This window comes from Streptomyces sp. P9-2B-2, assembly GCF_030406865.1.
Classification (GTDB): Bacteria; Actinomycetota; Actinomycetes; order Streptomycetales; family Streptomycetaceae; genus Streptomyces; species Streptomyces platensis.
The window spans coordinates 2,260,306-2,279,644 of the sequence record NZ_CP129126.1 but is presented as its reverse complement, the minus strand read 5'-3'; the positions used below and the strand labels follow the sequence as shown (position 1 = coordinate 2,279,644).

The following is a 19,339-nucleotide window of genomic DNA, read 5'->3' as shown; positions in this document are numbered from 1 at the left end:
GTGCGCCCCGCCCCCGACGCGGCCCTCCAGGTCCGCGCCGCGACCGCCGCCGACCTGCCCGCGATCGCCGCCCTGCACACCGGGGCCCGTGCCGCCTACCACCGCGCCCGGTTCCCGGACGCGCCCTTCGACGTCGTCGCCGAACGGGCCCGCCGGCACGACGCCTGGTTACGTGACCTGGCCCGGGGCGACACCCCCGCGCTCTGCGCCGCCCGGCACGGCACCGTGGTCGGTGCGGCCTCCTACCGCCACCGCGCCGACCACCACCGGCCGGCCGTCACCCTCCACCAGCTCCATGTCGACCCCCACCACTGGGGCACCGGCGTCGGCCGCGCCCTGCACGGCGCCTGCCTGCGGGCCTGGTGCGCGGCGGGTTTCTCCCGGGCCGTCCTCGACGTGCTCTGGCACAACCACCGCGCCCGCGCCTTCTACACCCGGCTCGGCTGGCGCCCCGACCCGGACCGCCGCCCCGCTCCGGACGCCACCCACCTCACCCTGTGGCTGGACCTGGCGACACCCCCGGCGGCACCGGCTCCGGCGGTACCGGATCCCGCCGGGCGATGAGCTGAAGCCGATCGGCGGTCTGCCCGTCCAGCGTGGCCACCGACCCCTCCCGCTCCTTCACCACCGAGAAGCCCGCCTCCCGCACCAGCCCCCGCAGCCGCTCCGGCGGATGGTGCCGGAACACCCCGCCGTCGGGCGTCTCGAACACCCCGTACGTCCCGTACCGCGCCGAGAAACGCGCATACCGCTCCCGGTTGAGCGCATCCCCCTGCAACGGCACATCGCTCAGATACAGCACCCCACCCGGCCGCACCAGCCGCCCCAGCTCCCCGACGATCGCCGTCTGGTCCGCGTCCCGGGGCACACAGGTCAGCACCGCGAACAGCAGCGCCGCATCGAAAGCACCGTCCGCGAACGGCAGCGGGAAACCGGGGCAGTGCAGCAGCTCCAGCTCCGGATGCTCCCGCTTCCCCCGCGCGATCAGCGCCGCCGAGACATCCACCCCACGCACCGCGCGGTACCCGGCCCCGGCCAGCTCGGCGGTCAGCCGCCCGTAGCCGCATCCGTAGTCCAGCACCCGCGCGCTCCGCGGCACATACGCGTCCAGCAGCGCCGGGTCGAGCGGGTGGGTGAAGGTCTTGGCGGACCCGGCCGTCTCCCAGAACCCGAGAAATCCCTGTGACGAGGTCATGCGGGGACCGTACCCGGGGAATAGCCCGCCGCCCCGTCGGATCACTCAGGCGGGGTGCTGTACTGCGCCAACGCGGCCTTGCCGGTCGAGCGGTCCACCAGACGCAGTTCCCAGGGGCCCGTGTTCACGTCGAATTCCTTGCCGAAGCCGACCCACTTGCCGGTCATACGGCGGCCGGTCGGCTCGACCAGCAGCTGAACGGCGCCGTGGTAGCGGGCGCCGTTGTAGTAGCCGTCGGCGGCCGTCTGCTCCACCCATGAACCGGTGATGACGTTCCGGTCCACGGTGAGGTCCAGCGTGAGCGGGCTGTCCGGGTTGCTGCTCGCACCGGGCAGGCTCTGCGCGGTCAGCCGGTTCCCGTGCTGCACGATCACCACGTGGTGCCGGCCCTCGTACGTGGCATCCCGGCTGGAGGAGTAGAACTCGTACCGGCTCAGCCACACCCCCGTGAACGTCTCCTCGCCCGACTGCGCGGCCTGCTGCGGGCCCCTGACCGCAGCGGCGGTACCTTCCACCCCGGCATCCATGTCATGCCCTCCTGTCCCGTCTGCGTGCACCCGTGCCATCGGCACCGGAAGGGAGAATCCGAGGGCCTCCACGGGGCGGCCCGTCACCCGCTCCAGGGCCCGCGCGTACACGCCCCTCGGCGTCCTGCTGACACCGGCTTCCCAGCGCTGTACCAGGCGCTTTGATGCCTCGTTGGGTTCTCCGAGCTCGATACCCGCGCGCCGTAGCGCGGTCGCTAACTCGTCCTGACTCATGCGCAGTCCCAGCCGTACGGCCCGCAGCACGTCATTCGGCACCACAACGGTCATCGTCATGCCGTCAAAGCTAGCCCGAATCACCCTCAAATGACACCGGTTTGACGCCCACTCAGGTGTCGTTGACGCCTTTCCGAGTGACGCCCCGGCGACGCCTCAAGCGACGTCGTGATGTCCGTCCATCGCCGGGAGCATCGAAGTACCGAGGAGACGCTCAAGGAGAGGCAGAGCACATGGTCCATGGCAATGAGGGGGCACCCGGAGGCGGTGTCGGCGCAGCGGTCTCCCTTTCGCTGCCGGAGCTGCAACCCACCCCCGTGGAGGGCTGCGCCGTTTGCGGCGACCTCGCCGTGCAGCGCCGGGAAGCGCGCGAACGGGGTGATCTGTCCGCCGCAACGGACGCGAACGTGCGGCTCCGGAAGCACCGTTACCACGCAGCGAGCCGTCCATGACCATGACCGTGCGTGTCTCGCGTGACTCCGGGAGGACGTGGGAGGCCGCGGCTACGTACCCGGCCGACAGCGCCGACCGGTCCCTCAGCCCCGAGGCATCGGGAGTCTGGCCCCCGTGCGGGTGTCCGCGCTGCGTGCGGACTCACGAAGCCCTGCCCCCGTCTCCCACGGCAGATCCACGAGGAAGAGGAGGACCGGAACGTTCTTGACCCGGGCGGTCCACGAAGGCCAGGCGTCCCCCGCCCCGGGAATATCGCCCCCACCCCCCGACGTTGCCCCCGCGCACACCCACCACGAGGAAAGTCAGCTCATGCGCGTCGAAATCTGGTCCGATATCGCCTGCCCCTGGTGCTACATCGGCAAGGCCCGCTTCGAGGCCGGGCTCGCCGCCTTCGCGCACCGGGAGGGCGTCGAGGTGGTGCACCGCTCCTTCGAGCTGGATCCGAACGCGCCGGCCGCCACCGACATCCCGGTGATCGACATGCTCGCCACGAAGTACGGCGTGAGCCGGGCGCAGGCCGAGGCGATGGAGGCCCGGGTCGCCGAGGCGGCCGCGGGGGAGGGGCTGGAGTACCGGTCCGACCGGATCCACGGCAACACCTTCGATCTGCACCGGCTGCTGCACCTCGCCCGGGAGCATGGCGTCGAGGAGGCGCTGCTCGATGCCTTCTACCGGGCCAATTTCGCTGAGGCCGGGCGGCTCGGTGAGCCCGCTGTGCTCCGTGCGACCGCGGTCGGCGCGGGGCTGCCCGCCGAGGAGGCCGACCGGGTGCTGGCCGACCCCGGGGCGTATGCGGAGGAGGTGCGTGCCGAGGAGCGGGAGGCCGCGGAGCTGGGTGCCACGGGGGTGCCGTTCTTCGTCATCGACCGCCGGTACGGCATCTCCGGCGGGCAGCCCGCCGAGGTCTTCCGGGAGGCCCTGGAGCGTGCGTACGCCGACGGGGCGGAGCCGCTCGGGGCGGCCGGGGACGCCGGGGTGTGCGGGGACGACGGCTGCGCCGTGCCCGGGAAGTGAGGTGGGGAGCCGCCGCCCGCACCCGTCGTGATCTGCGGTGACAGGGACGTGGTGCGGGCCGGCCGGACGGAGTCGCCATGGACGGGGCGCGCTGTGCCGAGCAGAGTGGGGACATGCATCGACGTGAGCCACTCGGCGGGGCCGAATTCGCGCCCGAGACGACCTATCTGAACTCCGCCTCCAGCGGACTGCTCCCGCGGCGCAGTGCCGACGCCTTGCGCGCGGCCCTGGAGGAGTCCGCCTCCTACGGAACCATGGGCCGCGACTACTTCGCCGCCGCCACCGCCTCCCGTGCCGCCTTCGCCCGGCTGCTGGACGTGCCCGCCGAGCGGGTCGCGCTGGGCAGTTCGGTCGCGGTGCAGTCCGCGTTCGTCGCCGCCACGCTCCCGGAGGGTGCCGAAGTGCTGGCCCCCGAGGGCGACTTCAGCTCCCTGGTCAATCCGCTCGCCGCCCGCCCGGGCATCAAGCTGCGCACCGTGCCGCTGGAGGCGCTCGCCGACGCCGTGCGCCCCGGCACCGCGCTGGTCGCCTTCAGCGCCGTGCAGTCGCTGGACGGCCGGATCGCCGATATGGCGGCGGTGCGCGAGGCCGCCCGGGCTCATGGGGCGCGCACCTACCTCGACATCACCCAGGCCGCCGGCTGGCTGCCGCTGCGCGCCGCCGACTTCGACTTCGTCGTCGCCGGGGCGTTCAAGTGGCTGCTGTGTCCGCGCGGGACGACCTTCATGGCGTTCGGCGGGGACTACGGGCGGGGCGCGGAGTGGCCGGCCGCGCTGCATGCGGGCTGGGTCGCGGGGGAGGACATCGGCGCGTCCAACTACGGGCTGATCCAGCCGGCGGCCACCGCCCGGCGCTTCGACGAACCGTACGCGCACTTCTCCTACGTCGGCGCGGAGCAGTCCCTCGGCCTCCTGGGGGAGCTGGGCGTGGAGACCATCCATGCCCACAACAACGCGCTCGCCGACCACTACCGCGCGGGGCTGGCCGAGCGGGGTCTGACGCCGCGGCCCGCGCCCGGTTCGGCGATCGTCTCCACCCCGGGGATCGCGGACGCGGAGGACCGGGCCGCCGCGGCGGGGGTGCGGATCTCGGTGCGCGGCGGGCTGCTCCGCGCGGCCTTCCACCTCTACAACTCGACGGATGACGTGGACCGGTTGCTGGCCCTGCTGGGGTAACGGCGGCCGGGGAACAGGGGGCGGGCGGGGGCGTGGGAGCAGCTGGTGTAATGGGAAACGATCTTGTTCAGGAAGCAGTGGAAAGGCCCCCAGTGACCACCGCGTTCGACCCGATAGACCTCGCCGGCATCCCGCTCGCCAACCGCCTCGTCATGGCCCCGATGACCCGCAACCGCGCCACCGCCGAGGGCGTTCCGACCCCGTCGATGGTCCGCTACTACACCCAGCGGGCCTCGGCCGGACTCATCATCACCGAGGCCTCGCAGACCGAGCCGGTCGGCCGTGGCTACCCGCTCACCCCCGGACTGCACACCCCGGAGCAGGTCGCCGGATGGCGCCGGGTCACCGACTCCGTGCACGCCGCGGGCGGCAAGATCTTCGGTCAGCTCTGGCACGGCGGCCGCATCGGTCACCCGGTGCTGCTGCCCGACGGCCTGGTGCCCGTCGCGCCCTCCGCGGTCGGCGCGGCCGGCCAGGGCTTCACCCAGGACGGCCCGACGGACTTCGTCACCCCGCGCGAGCTGACCGACGAGGAGATCCACCGGACCATCCAGGGCTTCGCGGCGGCGGCCCGCAACGCCCTGGAGGCCGGGTTCGACGGTGTGGAGATCCATGGCGGGAACGGCTATCTGATCCACCAGTTCCTGGCGCCCAACACCAACCTGCGGACGGACGCCTGGGGCGGCTCCGACGAGGCCCGCGCCCGCTTCGCCATCGAGGTCGTCAAGGCCGTCGCGGCCGAGGCCGGTGCGCACCGCACCGGTCTGCGGCTGTCGCCCGGCAACCCCTTCAACGACATCGACGAGCCCGCGCCCGAGGCCACCTACACCGCCGTGATCGAGGCCGTCGCCCCGCTGGGCCTGGCCTATCTGCACACCTGCGATGTGCTCGATCTGGAGCTGCTGGCCCGGCTGCGCAAGCGCTTCGGCGGGACGTTCCTGCTCAACCCGGCCACCGTGGGCCGGCCCACCGGTCCCGAGGAGCTGTCGCTGGTCGAGGAGGGCGAGGCCGATCTGCTGGCGTACGGCGCGCTGTTCCTCGCCAACCCCGATCTGCCCCGGCGGCTGGCGCTCGGCGGCCCCTTCAACACCCCGGACCGGGCGAGCTTCTACGGCGGTGACGACTCCGGCTACGTCGACTACCCGGCGCTGGATGCCTGAGGAGCCGTCCGCCGGTGCGGGCCGCCCCGGCGGGGCCCCGCGCACCGGCCGCACAACACGGCGCGGCCGCCGCACAGACCTGCTGTGCGGCGGCCGCGCCACCGGTGCGAACGTCCCCTAACGCACCGGAGCGAAGTCGCGGGCCCCGATGTATTCCGGGCGCCGGACCGGTGCCGCGAACGGCTCCACCGCTTCGTTCTCCACGCTGTTGAAGACGATGAAGACATTGCTGCGGGGGTAGGGCGTGATGTTGTCGCCCGAGCCGTGCATGGCGTTGCAGTCGAACCACGTCGCCGAGCCGGCCTGACCCGTGAAGAGGCGGACCCCGTGCGTGTCCGCCAGCTTCGTCAGCACCTCGTCCGACGGGATGCCCGCGTCCTGCATCTGGAGTGACCGCTTGTAATTGTCCTTCGGCGTCGCGCCCTCGCAGCCCACGAAGTGCTGGTGTGAGCCGGGCATGATCATCAAGCCGCCGTTGGTGTCGTAGTTCTCCGTCAGCGCGATCGAGACCGACACGGTGCGCATATTCGGCAGCCCGTCCTCGGCGTGCCAGGTCTCGAAGTCGGAGTGCCAGTAGAAGCCGGAGGCACCGAAGCCCGGCTTCACATTGATCCGCGACTGATGGACATACACGTCCGAGCCGAGGATCTGACGGGCCCGGCCGACCACCCGCGGATCGGAGACGAGCTTGGCGAACACCTCGCTGATCTTGTGCACCTCGAACACGGTCCGTACGTCCTGTGACTTCGGCTCGACGATGGAGCGCGGGTCGGCGCGCATCGTCGGGTCGAGCACGAGCCGGTCCAGTTCGGCGCGGTACACCGCGACTTCTTCCGGCGTGAGCAGTTCCCCGATGGCGAAAAAGCCGTCGCGTTCGAAGTCGCTCAGCTCGGACGGCTCGAAGGGGCCGGCCGTTCCGGGCTGCGACCACACCACCGGGTCCTTCCGCGGGGTGATGACCTCAGCGGTCCCACGGGTCGGGTACAGGTCGGCGGTGCGCTCGGGTGCGGTGGTCATGGTGTTGCCTTCCTCTCCTCTCGTACGGAATCTGGCTTACGTGCGTGTGCGTGCCTCCTGGGCGCTGCCGGACGGGGCAGCGGGCGGGCGGCGCCTCAGACCGTTTCGGGCTCAGACTCCGGTTCGGTGAGAAGCGGGTAGACCCCGTTCTCGTCGTGGTCCTCGCGGCCGGTGACGGGCGGGTTGAAGACACACACGCAGCGGAAGTCCTCCTTGATCCGCATGGTGTGCTTCTCGTGCCCGTCGAGCAGGTACATCGTGCCCGGCGTGATGGTGTATTTCTCGCCGGTCTCATCGTTCGTGAGCTCGGCCTCACCCTCTACGCAGAGTACGGCTTCGATGTGGTTCGCGTACCACATCGACGTCTCGGTCCCGGCGTACAGCGTGGTCTCGTGCAGCGAGAAGCCGACGCGCTCCTTGGCGAGCACGATGCGCTTGCTCTCCCAGGTGCCGGACTTGGCCTTGACGTGGCGGTCGGTGCCTTCGATGTCCTTGAAGGATCGGACGATCACGGTGCTCGGTGCCTTTCTGTGGAACGGTAAGGATCTCTGGGGCCGCTGGGCCGATCAGGCGCAGTCGCGGACCGCGCGGGCGAGGACGCGGAGTCCCTCGTCCAGTTCCTCGGGGGTGGTCGTCAGTGCGGGGAGCAGTTTGACGACCTCGCTCTCCGGGCCGGAGGTCTCGATCAGCAGACCCAGCTCGAAGGCGCGGGCCGCGATCTTGTTGGCCAGGGGCTTGTCGTTGCACTCCAGGCCCCACACCAGACCGCGGCCGCGGTACTCGGCGATGGCGTCCGGGTGCTCCTCGGCGATCGCCTTCAGGTGCGCTTCGACGATCTCACCGCGGGCGAGAGTCTGCTTCTCCATCTGGCCGTCGGCCCAGTAGGTGTCCAGCGTCGCGGCGGCGGTCACGAAGGCCGGGTTGTTGCCGCGGAAGGTGCCGTTGTGCTCGCCCGGCTCCCAGATGTCCAGCTCAGGCTTGAACAGGGTGAGCGCGAGCGGCAGGCCGTAGCCGCTGATGGACTTCGAGACGGTGACGATGTCCGGCACGATGCCCGCCTCCTCGAAGGAGAAGAAGGCACCCGTGCGGCCGCAGCCCATCTGGATGTCGTCGACGATGAGCAGCATGTCCCAGCGCTCGCACAGGTCGGACAGGGCGCGCAGCCACTCGGGACGGGCGACGTTGATGCCGCCCTCGCCCTGGACCGTCTCGACGATCACGGCGGCGGGGGTGTTCAGACCGGAGCCCTGGTCCTCCAGCAGCCGCTCGAACCACAGGAAGTCCGGGTAGGTGCCGTCGAGGTAGTTGTCGAACGGCATCGGGGTGCCGTGCACCAGCGGGATACCGGCGCCGGCCCGCTTCATGGAGTTACCGGTGACGGCGAGGGCGCCCAGCGACATGCCGTGGAAGGCGTTGGTGAAGGACACGATCGACTCGCGGCCCTTGACCTTACGGGCCAGCTTCAGCGCGGCCTCGACGGAGTTGGCGCCCGTCGGGCCCGGGAACATGACCTTGTAGGGCAGGTCACGGGGCCGCAGGATGATGTTCTGGAACGACTCCAGGAAGGCCCGCTTGGCCACGGTGGACATGTCCAGGCCGTGGGTGACGCCGTCCCGCTCGATGTAGTCGATCAGGGCGCGTTTCAGGACGGGGTTGTTGTGGCCGTAGTTGAGTGACCCGGCGCCGGCGAAGAAGTCGAGGTAGGTGTGGCCGTCCTCGTCGGTCATGCGGCTGCCCTGCGCACGGTCGAAGACGGTGGGCCAGCTACGGCAGTAGCTGCGCACCTCCGACTCCACGGTCTCGAAGACGCTCAGATCGGGCTGGGTGATGGTCACAGCATGCTCCTGGGAGATGAGTGGCGAAGGATGAGGAAGTCTGTTGGGTGCTGGGCGGTACCGGCCGTGTCACGGGGTGTGTGCCGGGTTCCGCCTGACCGCTGCGGCGCCGTCGTCGCGCGGTCCTGTCCTGGGTGCGTCAGTGCCCCGAGCGGGCCGGTGGCTCGAACGGGCCGATGAGGTGCAGCACCTCCGGCTCGTGGCCCTGCTCCGGGAACAGCCCTGCGTCAAAGAGCACCTCGCTCTTGAGGGGCACTGAGTGCCGCTCGGCGAAGGACGCGAACAACCGGTTGGATGCGGTGTTGTCGGGGGTCACGGTGGTCTCGACGAAACGTACGCCCAGCTCGTCCCTGGCCCGGGCGGCGAGCCCGTCCAGGAGTGCGGCCGCCAGTCCCTGCCCACGGTGCGCGTCGTCGACGGCGACCTGCCAGACGACGAGGGTCTCCGGGCGTTCCGGGCGGAGGTATCCGGTGATGAAGGCGGCCGGCTCGCCCTCCGCGTCGCGGGCGACTACGGAGGTGGCGGCGAAGTCGCGACACCACAGGAGGTAGCTGTACGAGGAGTTGAGATCCAGCGCCTTCGAGTCGCGGGCGATGCGCCAGATCGCGGCTCCGTCCTCCACGCGTGGGGTGTCGAGCTTGAAGCCCTCCGGAAATTCTCTGAAATCGCTTCGGGCACCGGCATGGTCTGCTTGTGCGGCGGTCATGGGAATTAAATTTACCTAGGGAAAATGGAAATTGCATCGTGGGCAGGGGTTACGGAAGCGGCCAGGGTGTGTTATCGCGCGGGGGCGCCCGGGTGCGCGATGCCACCGCAAGATGTGCCGATTTGACCGGGATGTTCGGGGCGAAATGGACACGTTGTGTAGTCGGTCACAGCTCCGTAACACCCATGAGATCCGTCCGAATTACGGTACTTGCCACTAGCGAAATCTTGGCGTTTGAGGTGCGGAAAAGCGGGCAGAAGAATACGGGAAGCTGTACTTCTAAGAAATTGGGAATTCGCCGCCGGAAGGCCGGGCGCAGGCCCATGGAAACCTGCGCGGCAAGACCGTGACAAGACCCGCGGGAACATGCGTGAGGCGATCTCCCGGAAGACCGCGTGAAACGTACGCAGAGTCGCCGGGAACACACGGAGAACGGTGCGGCGCGGGTGGCGGAAGCCACACGGAGAGTGCACGGAAAAAAGTTCCGGCGGAAAGTCCGGCGGGGCGCCCGGCGTCCCGGAAACGGGCGGGGAAAGCCGGCCGTGCGAACCGGCGCGACCGCCCCGGCCGCCCGCCGTACCGCGCCGCCTACAGTGCCGGTATGACGTCCATGAGTGAAGGTGCGGTGCTGCACCTCAAGGGGAGGGTCCTCGTCGGACCGGACGATGTGCGCGACGAGCTGTGGGTGGTCGGCGGCCGGGTGACCTTCGACCGGCCATCGATGGCACGGGATGCCACCACGGTGACGGGCTGGGCCCTGCCGGGCCTGGTCGACGCCCACTGCCATGTGGGCCTGGACGCCCACGGCCCGGTGGACGCCCCCACCAGCGAAAAGCAGGCGCTCACCGACCGTGACGCCGGCACCCTGCTGATCCGCGACGCCGGCTCCCCCTCCGACACCCGCTGGGTCGACGACCGCGAGGACCTGCCGCGGATCATCCGCGCCGGGCGCCACATCGCCCGTACCAGGCGCTACATCCGCAACTACGCGCACGAGATCGAGCCGGAGGACCTGGCCGCCTATGTCGCCCAGGAGGCCCGCCGCGGCGACGGCTGGGTCAAACTCGTCGGCGACTGGATCGACCGCTCCACGGGCGACCTGGAGGCCTGCTGGCCCCGCGGAGCGGTCGAGGCTGCCATCGCCGAGGCCCACCGTCTCGGCGCCCGGGTGACCGCGCACTGCTTCGCCGAGGACACCCTCGCTCCGCTCGTCGAGGCCGGTATCGACTGCATCGAGCACGCCACCGGGCTCACCGAGGAGACCATCCCGCTGTTCGCCGAGCGCGGCGTGGCCATCGTCCCCACGCTCGTCAACATCGCCACCTTCCCGCGGCTCGCGGACGGCGGCGCGGCGAAGTTCCCGCGCTGGGCGGACCACATGCGGCGCCTGCACGACCGCCGCTACGACACCGTCCGGGCGGCCTACGACGCCGGAGTGCCCGTCTTCGCCGGTACGGACGCCGGCGGCTCGCTCGCCCACGGTCTGGTCGCCGAGGAGGTCGTCGAGCTGACCCGGGCCGGTCTGCCCGCCGTGGCGGCCCTCTCCGCGACCACCTGGGGCGCCCGGGACTGGCTGGGCCGCCCCGGCCTCACCGAGGGCGCCCCGGCGGACCTGGTGGTCTACGAGAGCGATCCGCGCGCGGACGTCCGGGTGCTGGCGGCGCCGCGCCGGGTGGTGCTGCGGGGGCAGGTCGTGGGATAGCCGCCGGGGTGACCCGGTGAACCTGCGCGGTCAACGCGGGTCACCCGGGAGGTGGGGCGGCTGGGGCGCCGGTGGTGCCCCGTGTCGCAGGAATCGAATACAGGCACGGAAACCACCCATTGGGATGAACTGACGCCACGTGGCTGCCCGTTCACCCTCGGTGCGGACACGATGTGCGGGTCGATGCCGTCGGCCCGCGCGATGTCCCCCATTGGCGCGGCCGGCGGCTCCATTTCTCCTGTGAGGGTTCCACACACGTGTCCACCAGTCCCACCAGCTCCTTCGGCATGCCCCGACGCCTCGCCGCGACCCTCGTCGCCACCGCGCTCACGGCCGGTCCCGCCGTCCTCCTCGGCGCCGTCCCCGCGCATGCCACCGGAGACCATGGCCCGGCCCGCGGCACCGCCGACGCGGTCGTGCTGCGCACCGGCGTGAACGTCGGGCTGCTCAACAAGACGCTCGATGTCCCGCTGAACGTCGCCCTCAACGAGGTGCACGCCCCGGCCTCGGCCAGCAAGACCGCGCTCACCGTCAAGCTCGACGGCATCGACCACGGCCGGCCGTTCAGCGTGCTGCGCGCCGACGCCGCCACCGCACGGGCCACCGCCGACCGCCGCGCCGCCGAGGGCTACGCCAACCTCGTCCGGGCCAAGGTGCATCTGCCCGGTCTGCCGCTGCTCTCCGTGATCGAGGTCCAGCAGGTCACCGCCAAGGCGGTCTGCGAGGCGGGCGCGCGGCCCCGCGCGGAGGCGAACGTGCTGGGCACGGTGCGCGTCCTGGGGCAGAAGGTCACGCTCACTGCGGGCGGCACGACCAAGGTCAAGGTGCCGGGGGTGGGCCAGGTGCGGCTCGACCTGTCCAAGAAGAACGTGACGTCCAAGGGCGCCGCGGCCACCGCCCTCGACCTCGATGTCTCCGTCAACCCGCTGAAGCTGAACGTCGCCGACGTGCACGGCCGGGTCACGCTGGCCAAGGCCACCTGCACCACGCCGCGCAGCAAGGCGCCCGAGGAGAACGGCTCCGGCGGCACCAGCGGCGGTCAGACCGGCGGCGGCACCGAGCCGGCCGGCGGCAAGGGCACCGAGGCGACGCAGACGGGCTCCGGGACCAGCACCCAGAACCTCGCGGAGACCGGCGGCAGCTCGGCCACCCCGTACCTCGCCGGCGGCGCCGCACTGCTGCTCGCCGCGGGTGCGGGGGCGATGGTCTTCGCCCGCCGGCGCCGCAGCGCCGCACCCGAGGGCCGCGGCTGACCGACCCCGTACACCGCGCCGGTGCTGTGGGGGCGTCGCGCGCGGTGTACGGCCCGGGGTGTGCCGTACGGGCCGCGGACCGTGCGGCACACCTCACCCTCGCCGGGAGCCCCGCCAGGCATGGACTGGCGGGGTCCGGCCGCGGGAGACCGTCGCGTCCGCCCTACCCGAGCACCTCTCCCAGCGCCGTCACGAAGCGGTCCGTGGTGGCCCGGTCGCGCACCGCGAGCCGCAGCCAGTCGGGGCCCAGACCGGGGAAGGTGTCACCGCGGCGCACCGCGAAGCCGCGGTCCCGCAGCGCGGCCCGTACCCGGTCCGCGTCCGGCAGCCGGATCAGTACGAACGGGCCCGCCGCCGGGCCGGCCGTCCGGATCTGCCGGAACTCGCCCAGCCGGGCCAGCAGATGGTCCCGGTCCACGGCGATCGCCTCGGCCGCCGCGGCCGCCTCCGCCAGCGCCCGCGGCGTACAGCACGCCTCGGCGGCGGCCAGCGCGGGACTGGAGACCGGCCACAGTGGCTGGGCCCGCTCCAGGGCGGCGACGGTGTCCGGGGCGGCCAGCACATAGCCGATCCGCAGCCCGGCCAGGCCCCAGGTCTTGGTGAGGCTGCGCAGCACCACGAGCCCCGGCAGATCCGTCCGCCCGGCCAGCGCCGCCCGTTCACCGGGCACCGCGTCCATGAACGCCTCGTCCACCACCAGCGTCCGGCCCGGCCGCGCCAGGGAGGCCAGCGCCTCGGCGGGGTGCAGGACCGAGGTGGGGTTGGTGGGGTTGCCGACGACGACCAGATCGGCGTCCTCGGGCACCGCGGCCGGGTCCAGCCGGAACCCGTCGCGTGCGTCGAGCAGCACCCGCCCGACCTCGTGCCCGGCGTCCCGCAGCGCCGCCTCGGGCTCGGTGAACTGCGGATGCACCACCACCGGCCGACGGGCCGGCAGGGCGCGGGCGAGCAGCACGAACGCCTCCGCGGCCCCCGAGGTGAGCAGCACCCGCTCCGTAGGCAGTCCGTGCCGCGCCGCCACCGCCCGGCGGGCCGCACGGCCGTCGGGGTAGGCGGCGAGACCGTCCAGCGACGCGGCGATCCGGGCCTTGAGCCAGGCCGGGGGAGTGCCGGTGCGGACATTGACCGCCAGATCCGTCAGCCCGGCGTCCGCGCCCCGTACCTCGGCGTCGCCGTGGTGCCGCAGATCGGGTTCGGGCGGCGGGGCGGCCGGGCCGGGGCCCCCGAGACGGGCGGCCGCGGTGGGCGAGGGCATGCTCACCGGTCCCCGGCGCCCGCGGTCAGGGAAGCGCCCTGCCATGCCGCACCGTGCGGCTGCCGGGCGTCCTCCGCCGCCGCCCGGCAACTGCACGGCGCGGAGGCGAACGGCGGCTCGCCCGCCACCGCCGCGCGGTAGCGCTCCATGACCACATCGGCCACCTCGGGCTCCGGGCCGATCACCGTCGCGCCGAAGACCTCGGTGCCGGGATGCGCCGCGGCCCAGCCCTCGGCCTGCATGTGCAGCCGCTCCACCGGGCCGCCGGGGAGGAGGAAGTAGGGCAGCACCACGATCCGGTCCGGTTCACCGGCGCCCGCCGCGGTCGCCAGCGCCCGGCACCGGTCCAGGCCCGCCGGGACGTCGGGGGCCGCCTGCGAGACGAACGCGGTCTCCACGCCCGCGAAGCCGCGCCCCTCCCACAGCAGCCGCGCGGCCCGTGCCACCTCGGCGTTGGCGTGCGGATCGGTCGCGCCGTGGCCCACCAGCAGCACCGTGGTGCTGGCCCGGTCGGCGGGCTTGCGGGCGCCGCTGCCCAGTGCCTGGTCCAGCCGCCGCTCCAGTACGTCGAGCAGCTTGGGATGCGGCCCCAGTTCGGCGCCGCAGACATGGGTGAGCCCGGGGTGGCGCTCGCTCGCCCGCGCCAGCACCGTGGGCAGCGCCTCCGGGACCGGGCCGGTCGGGGCGGTCAGCAGGGGTATGACGGCGAGCCGGTCCGCGCCCCGCTCGACGAGCCCGTCGACGGCGTCGGACAGCGGCAGCGGCGAGGCCGGGGCGCCGAAGAACCCGCCGGCGACCGGCACCTCGGGGTGGCGCTCGGCGAGCAGGCGTACCAGGGCGCGCAGGGCGTCGGCCCCGCCTTCGTCGCGGGTGCCGTGACCGGCGATGAGCAGTGCGGGAGAGGTCGTCACTAGGTCTCCTTGGTGCCGGAGGGTCCGCTGCCGGGCGCCGGGTCGCCGGCGACCGCCGTCCACCGATCCGGGCCACGGCGGGGCGGGTTGGGGGAGGTCATGACGATATCCGCAGCGGAAGAGCGGTAGGTGGCCGCTCCCTCCCTACCAGCGGTAAGGGCACCGCTCTTCGTTACAGCGGGCCCGGCCAGCGCACACGTTGCCCCGGGCGGCCGGTCCCGTGGCGCCGACTTCCGCTTGCCGGCGAGCAGTTCCGCGCCCGGCCCGGCGGCCAGCAGCGCCGCCGCCTCGGCCACGCTCGGCGTCCCGACGGCGGCCGCCGCGGCGCCGGACGGAGCGGGCACCGGCACCGCCGCCAGGGCCGCCGCCGGGAAGGACCGCAGCGGCACCCCCAGCCGGCGGGCCGCCCTGAGCAGGCCCGGCTCCGCCGCCTTGGCCGCGACCGTCGCCAGCGCGACGACCGGCCGGTCCGTACACCCGGCCGCCGCGCGGGCGGCCGCGATCAGGTCCAGCACCTCGGACACCGGCACACCACGGCGCGCCCCCACCCCGACGACCAGCGGCGCCGCGGCACCGCCGGTCTCGTCGGGAGTTCGGAGCGTCATGCCGCGACGGCTCTCCGGCCGGAGGCGATCCGTCCGGGCCGCCCCTCCAGGACCGCGGTCGGCCCGACCGGCCCGTTGGCGGCCGCTGCCCCCGGCCGCTGACGGGTGCCCCGGCCCGGACGTCTGCCGCCGCCCACCGGCCGTACGCCGGTCATCGGCCATACGCCGGTCACCGGCCGTCACCCCGGGCCGCCGCGCTCCGTGCCGCGCTCGCCACCAGCCGCCCGGCCAGCGACGGTTCGGCGGCCCAGTGCACATGCAGATACGAGGCATGCACGCCGCCGGACACAAAGCCCTCCACCCGGCGCTCCGGATGCGTCAGCCCCCACGCCGGGTCCGCGCCCGCGCCCGGCTCCAGTGCCGTGCGGTGGAACTCGTGGCCGCGCACCCGGGTGCCGGCCGCGGCCAGCGCGTTGTCCGAGAGCGCCACCGCCTCGCGGTAGCCGAGGGTGAGCCGTTCGGTCATCCGGGCCTCGGCGGGCAGCACCCCGCACATCGGCTTCCCGTCCAGAGACCGGGAGAGGTACAGCAGCCCGGCGCACTCGGCGGACACCGGCGCCCCGGAAGCGGCCAGTTCGGCCACCGCGGCGCGCAGTGGGGCATTCGCCGACAGATCCGGCGCGTACATCTCGGGGAAGCCGCCGCCGATCACCAACCCCTGGGTGCCGGGCGGCAGTTGCTCGTCCCGCAGCGGGTCGAACGGGGCCACCTCGGCGCCAGCGGCGGCCAGCAGCTCGGCGTGTTCGGCGTACGAGAAGGTGAATGCGGCGCCGCCCGCGACGGCGATCAGCGGCTGCTCCGGCGCGGCGGCCGTCCCCTCGGCCGGTGCGAGGTGCGCCGCCGGGTCCCAGGCCGCGTCCGGCAGCTCCGGCACCGTACGCGCCAGCGCCAGCAGCGCCTCCAGATCGCAGCCCGCACGGATGCGCGCGGCGAGTTCGGCCACCGACTCCACGGCCTCGGCCCGCCGTTCGGCGACCGGCACCAGGCCCAGGTGCCGGGAGGGCGTACCGGCCCGCCCGTCGCGGCGCAGGGCGCCCAGCACCGGCACCCCGGAGGAGTCCATCGCCTCCCGCAGCAGCTCCTCGTGGCGGTCCGAGCCGACCTTGTTGAGGATCACCCCGGCCAGCCGCACCTCCGGGTCCCAGGAGGCGAAGCCGTGCACCAGCGCGGCCACCGACCGGGACTGCGAGGACGCGTCCACCACCAGCACCACCGGCGCCCGCAGCAGCTTCGCGACATGCGCCGTCGAGGACAGCTCGCCCATTCCGGACGCCCCGTCGAACAGCCCCATCACGCCCTCGACGAGCGCGACATCGGCGCCCGCCGCCCCGTGCAGGAACAGCGGCGCGATCCGGTCCGGCCCGCACAGATAGGCGTCCAGATTGCGGCCGGGGCGGCCGGTCGCCAGGGAGTGGTAGCCGGGGTCGATGTAGTCGGGACCCACCTTGTGCGGCGACACCGTGAGCCCGGCCTCGGCGAACGCCGCCATCAGGCCGGTGGCCACCGTCGTCTTGCCCGCGCCGGACGACGGTGCGGCGATCACCAGCCGTGGAATCGACCCGCTGCTCACGCGCTGTGCTCCCTGTTCACCATTCGATGCCCCGCTGGCCCTTCTGGCCCGTGTCCATCGGGTGCTTGACCTTGGTCATGTCCGTCACCAGATCGGCGAAGTCCAGCAGCGCCTCGGGGGCGTTCCGCCCGGTGATGACGACATGCTGCGTACCGGGGCGGTCGCGCAGCACCGACACCACCTCCTCGGTGTCGATCCAGCCCCACTTCAGCGGATACGCGAACTCGTCCAGCACCAGCAGCTTGTAGGTCTCCGCGGCCAGATCCCGCTTGACCTGCTCCCAGCCCTCGCGCGCCGCGTCCTCGCTGGAGGCGATGTCGCGCTGCACCCAGGACCAGCCCTCGCCCATCTTGTGCCAGGCGACGGTGCCGCCCTCACCGGACTCCCCGAGCACCTTCAGCGCCCGCTCCTCGCCGACCTTCCACTTCGCCGACTTCACGAACTGGAACACCCCGACCGGCCAGCCCTGGTTCCAGGCGCGCAGCGCCAGCCCGAAGGCGGCGGTGGACTTGCCCTTGCCCTGGCCGGTGTGGACGAACACCAGCGGACGGTTGCGGCGCTGGCGGGTGGTGAGCCCGTCGTTCGGTACGACGGACGGCTGCCCCTGCGGCATTACGCGGCCTTCCTGTTGCCCTGCACGGTCCGTACGAGCGCGGAGACACTGTCCGCGCGCAGTTCGTCGAGGGTGATCGCGGTGCCCTGGAGCTCCCGGGCCAGCTCGCCCGCGAGACCCAGCCGCACCGGGCCCGCCTCACAGTCCACGACCACCGACGCGGTGCCCTCACCGGCCAGCAGCCGGGCGGCGCGGGCGGCCCGCACGACGGGCTCCGGGCCGCCGGTCGCCCGGCCGTCGGTGACGACGACCAGCAGCGGCCGCCGCGAGGCATCCCGCATCCGCTCCACCCGCAGCACCTCATGGGCCCGCAGCAGGCCCTCGGACAGCGGCGTACGGCCGCCCGTCGGCAGCTGCTCCAGCCGCGCCGCGCCCGCCTCGACCGAGGAGGTCGGGGGCAGCGCCAGCTCGGCGCCGGTGCCGCGGAAGGTGATCAGGCCGATCTTGTCGCGCCGCTGGTAGGCGTCCAGCAGCAGCGAGAGCACCGCGCCCTTGACCGCGCTCATCCGCTTCCGCGCCGCCATCGAACCGGAGGCGTCCACGACGAACAGGACCAGATTGCCCTCCCGCCCCTCGCGGACCGCCTCACGCAGATCGTCCCGGCGCACCACCAGTCCCCGCCCGCTGCGGCCGCGGGACCGCTGGTGCGGCGCAGCGGCCTGCACGGTCGCCGCCAGATGCAGCTTGCCCAGGGAGCCCTGGGGGCGGCGGGCGCCGGTGGTCCGGCCGTGCGCGGTACGAGCCCGGGAGCGGCGGCCGTCCGCGCCCTCGCCCAGGCCCGGCACATCCAGCCGCCGGGTGCGGAACGGCTCGGTGGCCCCGACCGCCGCCTTCTCCCCGGCCGCGCCGCCCTGCGGTGCGCTCTCGGGCTCGGGCTTCTCGGGGGCCTGCGGCGTCTGCGGGGCCTCCCGGTCCTGCTGGTGGGGGAGTTCGGCCTCCGGCGGCAGCGGTGCCTCCTCCGGCCCGCCGTCCTGCGGCGGCTGTCCGCCGCCCTCCGGACCGCCGCCGTCCGGGCCGCCCCCGTCGGGACCGCCGTCCGGACCGTCCGGCTCCGGGTCGTCGTCGCCGGTGCCCTCGTCCGCCCCGAACTCCTCCAGCGTCTGGTCGAGTTTGTCCTCGTCCAGACCGGGGGCGTCGAACGGATTACGGCGCCGGCGGTGCGGCAGCGCCAGCAGCGCGGCCTGCCGCACGTCCTCCTCCAGGACGTCCGTCCGCCCCGCCCAGGCGGCCAGCGCGGTGGCGGTGCGCGCCATCACGATGTCCGCGCGCATCCCGTCCACCTCGAACGCGGCACAGGTCGCGGCGATCTGCCGGAGCGCCGCATCACCCAGCGTCACCCGCGGCAGCAGCTCCCGGGCCGCGGCGATCCGCCCGCGCAGCGCGTCCTCCTCGGCCGCCCAGTCCGCCGCGAAACCGGCCGGATCGGCGTCGTAGGCCAGCCGGCGCCGGACGACCGTCACCCGCTCGTCGGGCACGCGGGAGGCGGCGACCTCGACCGTGAGCCCGAAGCGGTCCAGCAACTGCGGCCGCAGCTCGCCCTCTTCGGGGTTCATCGTCCCGACGAGCAGGAAACGGGCCGCGTGACGTACGGAGACCCCCTCGCGCTCCACGTACGAGGCACCCATGGCGGCCGCGTCCAGCAGCAGGTCCACGAGGTGGTCATGGAGCAGATTGACCTCGTCGACGTACAGGATGCCGCGGTGCGCGTCCGCCAGCAGGCCCGGCTCGAAGGCCTTCACGCCCTCCGACAGTGCCCGCTCGATGTCCAGCGCGCCGACCAGCCGGTCCTCGGAGGCGCCGACGGGGAGTTCGACCATCCGCGTCGGGCGCTCCTCGACGGCGCCGGTCTCGTGCGGCCCGTCGGGGCAGCCGGGGTCGGGCGCGTCCGGCGCGCAGGCGAAGCGGCAGCCGCCGACCACGTCCACCGCCGGCATCAGCGCCGACAGCGCCCGGACTGCGGTGCTCTTGGCGGTGCCCTTCTCGCCGCGGACCAGCACGCCGCCCACCGCGGGGCTCACCGCGTTCAGCAGCAGCGCGAGCCGCAGATCGTCCATCCCGACCACCGCGGTGAAGGGGTACTGCGGGGTGGTGTTGTGCGCGGTCGTCATGCTGTG

17 protein-coding genes and 1 pseudogene are annotated in these 19,339 nt (G+C 73.2%); 6 read left to right on the top strand and 12 right to left on the bottom strand.

The window, feature by feature from the left end:
- Positions 1 to 564, top strand: coding sequence for a GNAT family N-acetyltransferase (locus QT196_RS09905; RefSeq protein ID WP_290354763.1), 564 nt, complete (start codon positions 1 to 3; stop codon positions 562 to 564).
- On the opposite strand, the gene QT196_RS09900 is transcribed toward QT196_RS09905, so the two are convergent.
- Positions 491 to 1,195, bottom strand: coding sequence for a class I SAM-dependent methyltransferase (locus QT196_RS09900; protein WP_290354762.1), 705 nt, complete (start codon positions 1,193 to 1,195; stop codon positions 491 to 493). The genes QT196_RS09905 and QT196_RS09900 overlap by 74 nt on opposite strands.
- 41 nt (positions 1,196 to 1,236) lie before the next feature.
- Entirely contained in the window at positions 1,237 to 2,016 is a 780-nt protein-coding gene (locus QT196_RS09895) for a helix-turn-helix transcriptional regulator (protein ID WP_290354761.1), read from the bottom strand.
- A gap of 702 nt (positions 2,017 to 2,718) precedes the next feature.
- Here QT196_RS09895 and QT196_RS09890 point away from each other — a divergent pair.
- The 3 genes from QT196_RS09890 to QT196_RS09880 all read left to right on the top strand — a co-directional run bounded on the left by QT196_RS09890 (position 2,719) and on the right by QT196_RS09880 (position 5,758).
- Positions 2,719 to 3,423 (top strand): DsbA family oxidoreductase, encoded by a 705-nt coding sequence (locus QT196_RS09890; RefSeq protein ID WP_290354760.1) that lies wholly within the window; start codon positions 2,719 to 2,721, stop codon positions 3,421 to 3,423.
- A gap of 113 nt (positions 3,424 to 3,536) precedes the next feature.
- On the top strand, positions 3,537 to 4,598 hold the full coding sequence (locus QT196_RS09885) for an aminotransferase class V-fold PLP-dependent enzyme (protein WP_266730117.1): 1,062 nt from the start codon (positions 3,537 to 3,539) through the stop codon (positions 4,596 to 4,598).
- A gap of 92 nt (positions 4,599 to 4,690) precedes the next feature.
- Entirely contained in the window at positions 4,691 to 5,758 is a 1,068-nt protein-coding gene (locus QT196_RS09880; RefSeq protein WP_290354759.1) for an alkene reductase, read from the top strand.
- Between the two features lie 117 nt (positions 5,759 to 5,875).
- Here the strand turns inward: QT196_RS09880 and thpD are convergent, their stop codons facing one another.
- From thpD to ectA, 4 genes are all read right to left on the bottom strand, one after another.
- Positions 5,876 to 6,775 carry an ectoine hydroxylase gene (gene thpD / locus QT196_RS09875; RefSeq protein ID WP_168478530.1) on the bottom strand — a complete coding sequence of 300 codons (900 nt, stop codon included), beginning with the start codon at positions 6,773 to 6,775 and terminating at the stop codon, positions 5,876 to 5,878.
- Between the two features lie 95 nt (positions 6,776 to 6,870).
- The gene (locus QT196_RS09870; protein WP_018091828.1) at positions 6,871 to 7,287 is read right to left on the bottom strand and encodes an ectoine synthase; all 417 of its coding nucleotides are present in this window, start codon (positions 7,285 to 7,287) and stop codon (positions 6,871 to 6,873) included.
- 54 nt (positions 7,288 to 7,341) lie between these two features.
- Entirely contained in the window at positions 7,342 to 8,610 is a 1,269-nt protein-coding gene (ectB, locus tag QT196_RS09865) for a diaminobutyrate--2-oxoglutarate transaminase (RefSeq protein ID WP_168478528.1), read from the bottom strand.
- A gap of 139 nt (positions 8,611 to 8,749) precedes the next feature.
- Complete coding sequence (ectA, locus tag QT196_RS09860) at positions 8,750 to 9,316, bottom strand: diaminobutyrate acetyltransferase (RefSeq protein ID WP_168478527.1); 567 nt, start codon at positions 9,314 to 9,316, stop codon at positions 8,750 to 8,752.
- A 610-nt stretch (positions 9,317 to 9,926) separates the two neighbouring features.
- Here ectA and QT196_RS09855 point away from each other — a divergent pair.
- Together QT196_RS09855 and QT196_RS09850 are read left to right on the top strand one after the other, a co-directional pair.
- The gene (locus QT196_RS09855; protein ID WP_290356630.1) at positions 9,927 to 11,018 is read left to right on the top strand and encodes an amidohydrolase family protein; all 1,092 of its coding nucleotides are present in this window, start codon (positions 9,927 to 9,929) and stop codon (positions 11,016 to 11,018) included.
- A gap of 287 nt (positions 11,019 to 11,305) precedes the next feature.
- Complete coding sequence (locus QT196_RS09850; protein ID WP_290356629.1) at positions 11,306 to 12,271, top strand: SCO1860 family LAETG-anchored protein; 966 nt, start codon at positions 11,306 to 11,308, stop codon at positions 12,269 to 12,271.
- A gap of 163 nt (positions 12,272 to 12,434) precedes the next feature.
- Here QT196_RS09850 and cobC read toward each other — a convergent pair whose 3' ends face one another.
- The 6 genes and pseudogenes from cobC to QT196_RS09820 form a co-directional block, all read right to left on the bottom strand.
- Entirely contained in the window at positions 12,435 to 13,526 is a 1,092-nt protein-coding gene (gene cobC, locus QT196_RS09845; protein WP_290354758.1) for an Rv2231c family pyridoxal phosphate-dependent protein CobC, read from the bottom strand.
- A 2-nt stretch (positions 13,527 to 13,528) separates the two neighbouring features.
- Positions 13,529 to 14,437 carry a sirohydrochlorin chelatase gene (locus QT196_RS09840; protein ID WP_290354757.1) on the bottom strand — a complete coding sequence of 303 codons (909 nt, stop codon included), beginning with the start codon at positions 14,435 to 14,437 and terminating at the stop codon, positions 13,529 to 13,531.
- A 185-nt stretch (positions 14,438 to 14,622) separates the two neighbouring features.
- A pseudogene (locus QT196_RS09835) lies at positions 14,623 to 15,042 on the bottom strand (cobalamin biosynthesis protein); the annotation flags it as partial.
- Positions 15,043 to 15,211: 169 nt separating this feature from the next.
- A complete protein-coding gene (locus QT196_RS09830) occupies positions 15,212 to 16,612 on the bottom strand; it encodes a cobyrinate a,c-diamide synthase (protein WP_266730106.1) in 1,401 nt (466 codons plus the stop codon).
- A gap of 16 nt (positions 16,613 to 16,628) precedes the next feature.
- The gene (cobO, locus tag QT196_RS09825; RefSeq protein WP_042161622.1) at positions 16,629 to 17,225 is read right to left on the bottom strand and encodes a cob(I)yrinic acid a,c-diamide adenosyltransferase; all 597 of its coding nucleotides are present in this window, start codon (positions 17,223 to 17,225) and stop codon (positions 16,629 to 16,631) included.
- Complete coding sequence (locus QT196_RS09820) at positions 17,225 to 19,333, bottom strand: putative cobaltochelatase (protein ID WP_168478523.1); 2,109 nt, start codon at positions 19,331 to 19,333, stop codon at positions 17,225 to 17,227. The genes cobO and QT196_RS09820 overlap by 1 nt, the downstream gene beginning before the upstream one ends.
- Positions 19,334 to 19,339: the final 6 nt, after the last annotated feature.

Coding starts and splice junctions, on each gene's coding strand:
- ectA (WP_168478527.1), bottom strand. CDS start 9,316: ATGACCGCCGCACAAGCAGACCATGCCGGTGCCCGAAGCGATTTCAGA.
- QT196_RS09885 (WP_266730117.1), top strand. CDS start 3,537: ATGCATCGACGTGAGCCACTCGGCGGGGCCGAATTCGCGCCCGAGACG.
- QT196_RS09895 (WP_290354761.1), bottom strand. CDS start 2,016: ATGACGATGACCGTTGTGGTGCCGAATGACGTGCTGCGGGCCGTACGG.
- cobC (WP_290354758.1), bottom strand. CDS start 13,526: ATGCCCTCGCCCACCGCGGCCGCCCGTCTCGGGGGCCCCGGCCCGGCC.
- cobO (WP_042161622.1), bottom strand. CDS start 17,225: ATGCCGCAGGGGCAGCCGTCCGTCGTACCGAACGACGGGCTCACCACC.
- thpD (WP_168478530.1), bottom strand. CDS start 6,775: ATGACCACCGCACCCGAGCGCACCGCCGACCTGTACCCGACCCGTGGG.
- QT196_RS09855 (WP_290356630.1), top strand. CDS start 9,927: ATGAGTGAAGGTGCGGTGCTGCACCTCAAGGGGAGGGTCCTCGTCGGA.
- QT196_RS09850 (WP_290356629.1), top strand. CDS start 11,306: ATGCCCCGACGCCTCGCCGCGACCCTCGTCGCCACCGCGCTCACGGCC.
- QT196_RS09900 (WP_290354762.1), bottom strand. CDS start 1,195: ATGACCTCGTCACAGGGATTTCTCGGGTTCTGGGAGACGGCCGGGTCC.
- QT196_RS09820 (WP_168478523.1), bottom strand. CDS start 19,333: ATGACGACCGCGCACAACACCACCCCGCAGTACCCCTTCACCGCGGTG.
- QT196_RS09890 (WP_290354760.1), top strand. CDS start 2,719: ATGCGCGTCGAAATCTGGTCCGATATCGCCTGCCCCTGGTGCTACATC.